Raw genomic sequence first — 8,226 nt, forward strand, 5'->3', positions numbered from 1 at the left:
ATATCAATGCATTTGGACCAAACTTATCGTTCTTTTTCTCGAATGGTATCGATCCAGAATATTCGGTAATTGGTCGTGTGGCTCGTAAAATTTGGTCGAAAGCACTTAAAAATAAATATGGTGCTAACGAAAGAGCACAAATGTTAAAATATCATATTCAGACTTCTGGACGATCTTTACACGCACAAGAAATTGATTTTAATGATATTCGTACAACGCTACAAGCTTTATACGCAATTTATGACAACTGTAATTCATTGCATACAAATGCTTATGATGAGGCAATTACAACGCCAACAGAAGAATCTGTACGTCGTGCAATGGCAATTCAATTAATCATCAATAAAGAATTAGGATTAGCGAAAAACGAAAATCCAATTCAAGGATCTTTTATTATCGAAGAATTAACTGATTTAGTTGAAGATGCTGTTTTACAAGAGTTTGATCGTATTACAGAACGTGGAGGAGTACTTGGAGCAATGGAAACAATGTATCAACGATCTAAAATACAAGAAGAATCATTGTATTATGAAACGTTAAAACACAATGGATCATTTCCGATAATTGGTGTTAATACATTCTTAAGTTCTAAAGGTTCACCAACAGTAGTTCCTGCTGAGGTAATTCGCGCGACTGAAGAGGAAAAGCAATTCCAAATCAAAACTAAAGAAACGTTGCATAAAGCGGATTTTGAAGAAGAAAAAGTACAATTAGAGAAAATACAAGAGATTGCTGTGCAAAATGAAAACATTTTTGAAGCCTTGATGGAAGCAACAAAGGTTTGTTCTTTAGGACAAATTACAGATGCTTTATTTGAAGTCGGAGGTCAGTACAGACGAAATATGTAATTTTGAAGAGATTATAATACTTTAAAGCCTTCCAATTTGGAAGGCTTTTTTTATAAACTTATTACAGATTGTTGTTTATGACATCTGATGATTTCTTATTTTTGATTTTATAAAATTTAATAATCCATGAAATACATTTTAGCATTCTTTTTCATAATATCTGTTCAAGTTTTTTCTCAAGAAATAAATGAAAAACTCCTTAAAAAACATGTTTATCATTTAGCTGATGATAATTTGAAAGGTCGTGGAACAGGAAGTAAAGAAAATACAAAAGCAGCAAAATATATTGCAAAAGAATTCAAAAAATTAAACCTAAAACCTTTAGAAAACAATGGTTTTTATCAATGTTTTACAGCAAAAGTAAAAAAAGTTGTTGTAAATGATAGTTTACGAGAAGCGAAAAATATTATAGGTTTTTTAGATAATAAAGCGAATAAAACAATTGTAATTGGTGCACATTACGATCATTTAGGAGAAGGAAAACAAGGAAGTTCGTTGGCAGAAAATAGTGTAGGAATTATTCATAATGGAGCAGATGATAATGCTTCGGGCGTGGCAGGGTTACTGGAACTAGCAAGATTTTATAGTCAGAATAAAGTAACAGAACCTGTCAATTTTCTGTTTATTGCTTTTGGTGCAGAAGAATTAGGCTTAGTTGGTTCTCGTTATTTTGTTAAGAATCCGACTTTAGATTTAAATAAGATTCAATGGATGTTGAATATGGATATGATTGGACGTTTTAATCCAGAAAATGGAGTTTCGATTATAGGATATGGAACGTCATCTGCTTTCGAAACGATTTATCAAACAATTGATCAAACCAAATATATTAAAAATTATACAGGTTACGAGGGGCGTGGAGGATCAGATCAAACATCTTTTTATGAGAAAAATATTCCCGTATTATTTTTTCATACTGGTGGTCATCCTGATTATCATCGACCAACAGATGATGCAGATAAAGTAGATTATACATCTTTAAAAAGAATTTTAGAATTAGAAATGGCTTTTATCGAAGGTAGTTTTAATCACCAAGATATGTCGTTTAGAAATACAGATAAAAAATAATCTAGTTTAGGTAAACGATTAAAAAACTCCATCATGCAAGAATTTTTACTTAAAAAAGACATTCAGATTTCTGCCAAAAGATATTTTATCGATGCAATGGGCGCAATGGCTTACGGTTTATTTGCAACCTTATTAGTTGGTACAATTTTGAAAACGATAGGAGATGAATTTGACGTTTCTTTTTTGAGCGATATCGTTTGGCCTTTTGCGAGTCAAGCAACGGGACCAGCAATTGCATTGGCAATCGCTTATAGTTTACGTGCGCCACAATTGGTTTTATTTTCTTCCGCTGTTGTGGGGCTTGCTGCTTATAAATTAGGCGGGCCATTAGGCGTTTTTATAGCAACAATTATTGCGGTAGAAATAGGTAAAATAGTTTCAGGAGAAACTCGTGTTGATATTGTAATTACACCAATAGTTACAGTTTTAGTGGGAGTTATTTTAGCTCAATTAATTGGACCTTCGGTTCAACAATTAATGAAGTGGATAGGAGAAATTATTATTTTTTCAACAGATACCAATCCATTTATAATGGGAATTGTTATTGCGGTAATTGTAGGTATCGTTTTGACTCTGCCGATTTCGTCCGCAGCATTATGTTTAATGTTAGATTTAGATGGATTAGCAGCTGGAGCTGCAACGATAGGATGTTGTGCGCAAATGGTGGGTTTTGCAACAATTAGTTATAAAGATAACGGTTTTAAAGGAGTGTTGGCACAAGGTTTAGGAACAAGTATGTTACAAGTACCTAATATATATAAAAATTGGAAAATTTGGATTCCACCAACTTTGGCTTCGGCAATTATTGGTCCTGTAGCTATTTTATTTTTTGGAATGGAAAATTCGGCTTTAGAGTCGGGAATGGGAACTTGTGGTTTAGTTGGACAGATTGGAACATACAATGCCATGAAAAATTCTTTTAGTACGACTTATATTCTACTTTCAATAATAGGTTTACAGATATTAGCACCCGCAATTTTATCTTACATAATTTATATTTTTATGAAAAAGAAACAATGGATAAAAGATGGCGATTTAAAAATATTTTAAGTATTGTTCTTCTTTTACGGTTTCACGTAATTACGTGAAGAGTCTTAGGAGTATATTGAAAAATATTAGATGTTAAGTTAATCCTACAAAATATTAAGATTATTTTTTTAGTGTTATTGATTTTAGCTTCTTATTATATATTGTATAAATTTAAAGTCTTAAATAAAAAAATGGAACAATTAACGACAAATGGAATTGGAGGACAAATAACACTAACTTCAAAGAGAGTAATAATTAAACGTCAAGGATTACTTGCTAAGGCTAGTCATGGGTATAAAGGAGATAAAGAGATACCAATGAAAAGTATAACTGCTATTCAGTTTAAGGCGCCAGGAAGTGTAACTAATGGATATATTCAATTTTCTATACTTGGAGGAGTTGAAGCGAGAGGAGGAGCTTTTGATGCAACAAGTGATGAAAATAGTGTAATATTTACAAAGAATCAGGAACAAGCTTTTAGAGAAATTAAAAGATATATTGATGCTTATATAGATGAAGAGCCAATTGCACTTGAAGATTTAAAAATCAATAATGTAACAGTAGCTAGTAGTAATCATCAAATTAATATAAACGAAGTTTCTCCCAAAAGTAAAACTGTTGCAACGTTATTATCTTTTTTCCTAGGAGTATGGGGAGTTGATAGATTTTATCTTGGAAATATTGGATTAGGAATAGGTAAGTTTCTAACTTTAGGAGGTTTAGGAATTTGGGCGTTCATTGATTTTATTTATATTTTGCTAGGTAGTGCTAAAGATGGTCAGAATCTTCCCGTAAAAAAATAAAATATTAAAATAATTAACTTTCTTATGGGAAAATTGAAAATGTATCATCTCATTTTTATAAACATTTCTTAAAAAATAAAGCCTTGTTATATATAGTTAAAAAAAAGAAGTAGAGGTAAGTTGTATTCCAATTCAGTTAATTCTAGAAACTGTTAATGTTTTTCTTATTTTATTAAGTAACTCAAAAGAAATGATAAAAGCGGATAAGTAGATATATCACTTACGGCTAAAACAGGATTTAGGTTTGTTAAGCCAACAGGAAGTATCTATATTCATTATACAATTGTCATTTTTCTGATTCTATAACTTATAAAAAATGGGAAATATTAATTTAATCTAGTCCGATACTTGCAGACACAAATCCAGTTGATGTGTTTATAAGCGATAAGCCTGTTGCTGTTGCTGATATTAAAACTACAATTTTATCATTTGCAGCTAACGGTATATTTAAATTTGAAATAGAATTTGAAGCCATATGACCTAGAGAAATGAGTCCTGTTAATTCATTTGAAACAAGAGTATTTAAGATAGGCTCATAAGCATTAGAAACGGCATTAGCTTTATAAATTTGGAGATGTAAAGAAAGTGTACTACCTATTAATGATATAGCAGCGCTAGTGTAATGATTAAAAGATATTGATCTTATTATACAGTTACGTGGTAAAGTTATTGCGGCTCCATTTGCATCACCTAGTAAATTTAAAGTAGTACCAGTTAAACTAATACCAGTTTTAGAAACTCCAGGCCCTAATACAGTAGAAGTACCTATTAAACCTCCTAATATAGTTGTAGCAACTGAAGCGTTTATAGAATTTAATGGTATAACTGAAGATCCTATACTATTATTCGTATTAAATGAACTCCACTTTGTTCCACTAAAATAGTAATATCCAATTGAATTAATTTCTGTAACTTGGTTAAGACTAGGTCCACTAATTGTTCCTGATATATCGGTGATGTACAAAATTGAACCAATTTGATTTGTACCATAAGTTCCTGCGGTTTTATTAGCAAGTTGAATTTTTGTTAATTTTGGAGCAATAATACCATCGGTGGAGGTGTTTTCATTTATTAAAGATTTTGACACCTCTAAAGTTGCTTTCGGATCCGTAGTACCTATCCCAACTTGAGCATAAATAAATGTAGAAAAAGAATAAAAAACAATAATGCAAATTGTTTTAAAATTAATTAAATAGTTTTCCATAACTCTAAATTTTATAATTAAATACTTAATAGTAGAGTTTAATCAAAGATAATCAATAGGTTACTGATGTTTTATTTTTTTTAATAAAAAAATATTAATACCTTATATGGTCAATTTTTACATTAAATAAATAAAATAAATCCCCTTATTAAATTTAATAAAGGGATTTATTATTACTCGTTATTCAGTTTGTTGCTTGAGACTTATTTGTTATAAGTATTAATGGTAATTATATTATTACCGTCTGAAGTAATTAATGTTACTTTTGTAGGGTAATAATCCTTGTCGAATTCATATCTATTTTCAACAAATTTTATATTCCCATTTTGAAAAGTTTCAGATGTTTTTGTTAATGGTTGATCATTAGTAATAATATAGGCGAATGGAGCATTAAAGTTTTTAATTTTATTACTTAAAAAAGTATTTGTTGTTTTTGTATTTGAAATAGATTCAGTCTCAATTTGAGTCAGATAGTTATTTTTATACTCTGTTGACGAGTCATATATTATTTCTCCTTTATTATTATATCTTTTTGATGAAACAATTTTTTTGTTTTCAATTTTATCAATATTTGTAGATACTAGTAAATCATCTGAATTAAATGATTGTAAAGTGTAAGTATTATCTTTTAAGGAATAAATAAAGGTATTAATCAAATTATTATTTCTATATCTTTTTTCAATGACTATATTATTAGAATATTCATATTTTGAAATAGTTTCTACATTTGTACTCGAGTTTAAAGAGCTCCTTTCAGAAACAAAACCTATTGGGTTATTGTATGTGAATTTTTCGATTAATTTACTATCATATCCTTCTGTATAAGTAACTCTTTCGATTAATTTTTTTTCTACAATATTATTTTCGTTATTTTTAGAGTCATCATCATTTGAACATGATATTATTGAAAATAATGAGAAAGTTAGAAATGTAAATAGTATAAGTTTTTTCATTTTATAAATTTTAAAATTAATTATAATAGGGGTTTCGCAAAAATATAAATTTTTGAAATGATTTTCTCAAAAAAATAAAGCCTTGTATATACTAATCGTACATACAAGGCTTTTATATATTGCTTAAAAATACTTTATTTTAGCGAACAATTGTCATTTCATCAACAATGTGTTTAGCATCAGCAAATTTATCTACAACCCATAAGACATAACGAATATCTACAGAAATTGTACGTTGTAATTTTGGATCGAAGATTACATCTCCTGCCATTGCTTCTATGTTTCCATCGAATGCAAGACCAATTAATTCACCTTTACCATTCATTACCGGAGAACCAGAGTTACCACCTGTAATATCATTATTTGATAAAAAGTTTACGTGTAAATATCCATCTTTATCAGCATATTGTCCATAATCTTTCGCTTTCGCTAAGTCTAACAAACGTTGTGGATTTTCAAATTCTTCGTCACCTGCAATATGTTTTGCAACTGTACCTTCTAACGTTGTAAAATAGTTAGACGCAACATCTGGTTGACGTTTAGGGTTAGCACTTTTTGGTAATGGTTGTACAGAACCGTAAGTTAAACGTAGAGTAGAGTTAGCATCTGGATATAAAATGTTACCAACTTTAGACTCACGTAATCCTTTTACTAATAAACGGAAGTTTTTAGAATAAGAATCATTCAATGTTTTTTGTTCTTCTGTTTGTTTAGAAGCTCTTTCTACCAAAGCACTAGACAATACATATAATGGATCTTTTTTAAGAACCTCCACATCTGGAGAAATCAAGAAATTTTCTACTTGTTTTTGATCAGCAAAGAAACTTCTTTCAACAGCATCATTTACATAAGCAGTAAAATTGTTATTGTTTGATTTTGCTAAATCAGCAACATAAGGTGCTAAACCAGCTTCTTTTGCTTTAGAAGCATATAAACCTAATTGAGCAGCTAATAAATCTTTTTCTAATGGTAAGTACATTTTTTCGTAATAACCATTGATTGCATTCTGAATTTTTGGACGCATTTCGTTACGCTTCGCTTCATTTGCAGCCGCATAATTTTCTAATGCTTTACCAATAGAATAAGGAGCACTTGCAAAAGTAGAATAACGTAATAAAATATTGATGTAATTATTATGGCGCGCATCTAAATTAGTTTTTGCGTAATAATTATTCAAATTAGTTACAACATCACCATATTCAGCTTTGTTTTTCGCTTTATTCGCCCATTTGTTAAATTTGTCTTCCTCTTTTGTTTTCTTTGTAACAGTTCCATGAAGTTTTAACGCTTCAATCATTCCATCACGATTTTTCCAATAGTTTGCAACACCAGCATACTTAGACGCATAATCAATATTTACTTTTTGATTTTTGTCCATGTATTTTTTCATTTGGTCCATTGTAACTTTAGATGCTTCTACCCAAGCAGGATAAGCAAACTCTACGTTTTGAGCTACACCTTGAGCTGGCATCCAACGGTTTGTACGACCTGGATATCCCAAAATCATTGCAAAATCATCAACTTCATAACCTTTCAAAGAAACAGGTAAATGATGTTTAGGCGTTAAAGGAACATTGTTTGTAGAATATGCAGCAGGATTTCCATTTTTGTCTGCATAAACACGAAACATAGAAAAATCTCCTGTATGGCGTGGCCATTCCCAGTTGTCTGTATCTCCACCAAATTTACCAATAGAGCTTGGAGGCGTACCAACTAAACGTACATCTTCGTAATCTTGGTAAACAAAATAGTAATATTCATTTCCTTGAAAGAATGAACGAACAGAAACAACATATTTTCCATTTTCGCTATTTTCTTTTTCAATTTTTGCAATCTCTTGGTTGATCGTTTTTTCGCGATCAGCTTCAGACATTTTATCATTTACAACACCTAAAATACGTTTCGAAACATCATCCATACGAACAAAGAAACGTACTTTCAAATTTTTTGGTTTTAATTCGTCAGCTTTAGTTTTTGCCCAAAAACCATCTTTTAAATAGTCATGTTCTGGTGCAGATAATTCTGCAATATTACCATAACCACAGTGGTGATTTGTTAATACTAAACCTTGGTTAGAAACTATTTCTGCAGTACAACCACCTCCAAACTGAACAATAGCATCTTTTAATGAGTTATTATTGATACTATAAATTTCTTCTGAAGTTAATTGTAAACCTTGTTTTTGCATATCGCGGTGATTCAATCGTTCTATGAACATCAAGAACCACATTCCTTCGTCAGCTTTTACTTGAAAAGGAAAAAGCATAACCACTAAAAGAGTGGATAATAAAAATTTTTTCATTTTTGTTTGTCTTCAATTT

General features: G+C 30.3%; 7 protein-coding genes. 4 read left to right on the forward strand and 3 right to left on the reverse strand.

Translation table 11 applies throughout. From position 1 onward, the window contains the following. The 4 genes from RSC72_RS13995 to RSC72_RS14010 form a co-directional block, all read left to right on the forward strand. The coding region (locus tag RSC72_RS13995; RefSeq protein ID WP_332578584.1) for a methylmalonyl-CoA mutase family protein at positions 1–848 on the forward strand (848 nt) is incomplete at its 5' end. Between the two features lie 126 nt (positions 849–974). After that, entirely contained in the window at positions 975–1,916 is a 942-nt protein-coding gene (locus RSC72_RS14000; RefSeq protein WP_332545970.1) for a M20/M25/M40 family metallo-hydrolase, read from the forward strand. A 33-nt stretch (positions 1,917–1,949) separates the two neighbouring features. Continuing rightward, on the forward strand, positions 1,950–2,966 hold the full coding sequence (locus RSC72_RS14005) for a PTS transporter subunit IIC (protein ID WP_332545972.1): 1,017 nt from the start codon (positions 1,950–1,952) through the stop codon (positions 2,964–2,966). Between the two features lie 170 nt (positions 2,967–3,136). After that, positions 3,137–3,748, forward strand: a complete 612-nt coding sequence (locus RSC72_RS14010) for an NINE protein (protein WP_332545974.1) — start codon at positions 3,137–3,139, stop codon at positions 3,746–3,748. 331 nt (positions 3,749–4,079) lie between these two features. On the opposite strand, the gene RSC72_RS14015 is transcribed toward RSC72_RS14010, so the two are convergent. From RSC72_RS14015 to RSC72_RS14025, 3 genes are all read right to left on the reverse strand, one after another. Then, complete coding sequence (locus tag RSC72_RS14015; RefSeq protein WP_332545976.1) at positions 4,080–4,952, reverse strand: exosporium glycoprotein BclB-related protein; 873 nt, start codon at positions 4,950–4,952, stop codon at positions 4,080–4,082. Positions 4,953–5,155: 203 nt separating this feature from the next. Then, a complete protein-coding gene (locus RSC72_RS14020) occupies positions 5,156–5,905 on the reverse strand; it encodes a hypothetical protein (RefSeq protein ID WP_332545978.1) in 750 nt (249 codons plus the stop codon). A 139-nt stretch (positions 5,906–6,044) separates the two neighbouring features. Then, positions 6,045–8,207, reverse strand: coding sequence for a S46 family peptidase (locus RSC72_RS14025; RefSeq protein ID WP_332566448.1), 2,163 nt, complete (start codon positions 8,205–8,207; stop codon positions 6,045–6,047). Positions 8,208–8,226 lie beyond the last annotated feature (19 nt).

The sequence above is a fragment of the Algoriella sp. genome (genome assembly GCF_036647415.1).
In the GTDB taxonomy this organism is placed as follows: Bacteria; Bacteroidota; Bacteroidia; order Flavobacteriales; family Weeksellaceae; genus Empedobacter.

Bases quoted from the DNA above. Each gene is read 5' to 3' on its own strand.
- RSC72_RS14000 (WP_332545970.1), top strand. From the start codon at position 975: ATGAAATACATTTTAGCATTCTTTTTCATAATATCTGTTCAAGTTTTT.
- RSC72_RS14005 (WP_332545972.1), top strand. From the start codon at position 1,950: ATGCAAGAATTTTTACTTAAAAAAGACATTCAGATTTCTGCCAAAAGA.
- RSC72_RS14010 (WP_332545974.1), top strand. From the start codon at position 3,137: ATGGAACAATTAACGACAAATGGAATTGGAGGACAAATAACACTAACT.
- RSC72_RS14015 (WP_332545976.1), bottom strand. From the start codon at position 4,952: ATGGAAAACTATTTAATTAATTTTAAAACAATTTGCATTATTGTTTTT.
- RSC72_RS14020 (WP_332545978.1), bottom strand. From the start codon at position 5,905: ATGAAAAAACTTATACTATTTACATTTCTAACTTTCTCATTATTTTCA.
- RSC72_RS14025 (WP_332566448.1), bottom strand. From the start codon at position 8,207: ATGAAAAAATTTTTATTATCCACTCTTTTAGTGGTTATGCTTTTTCCT.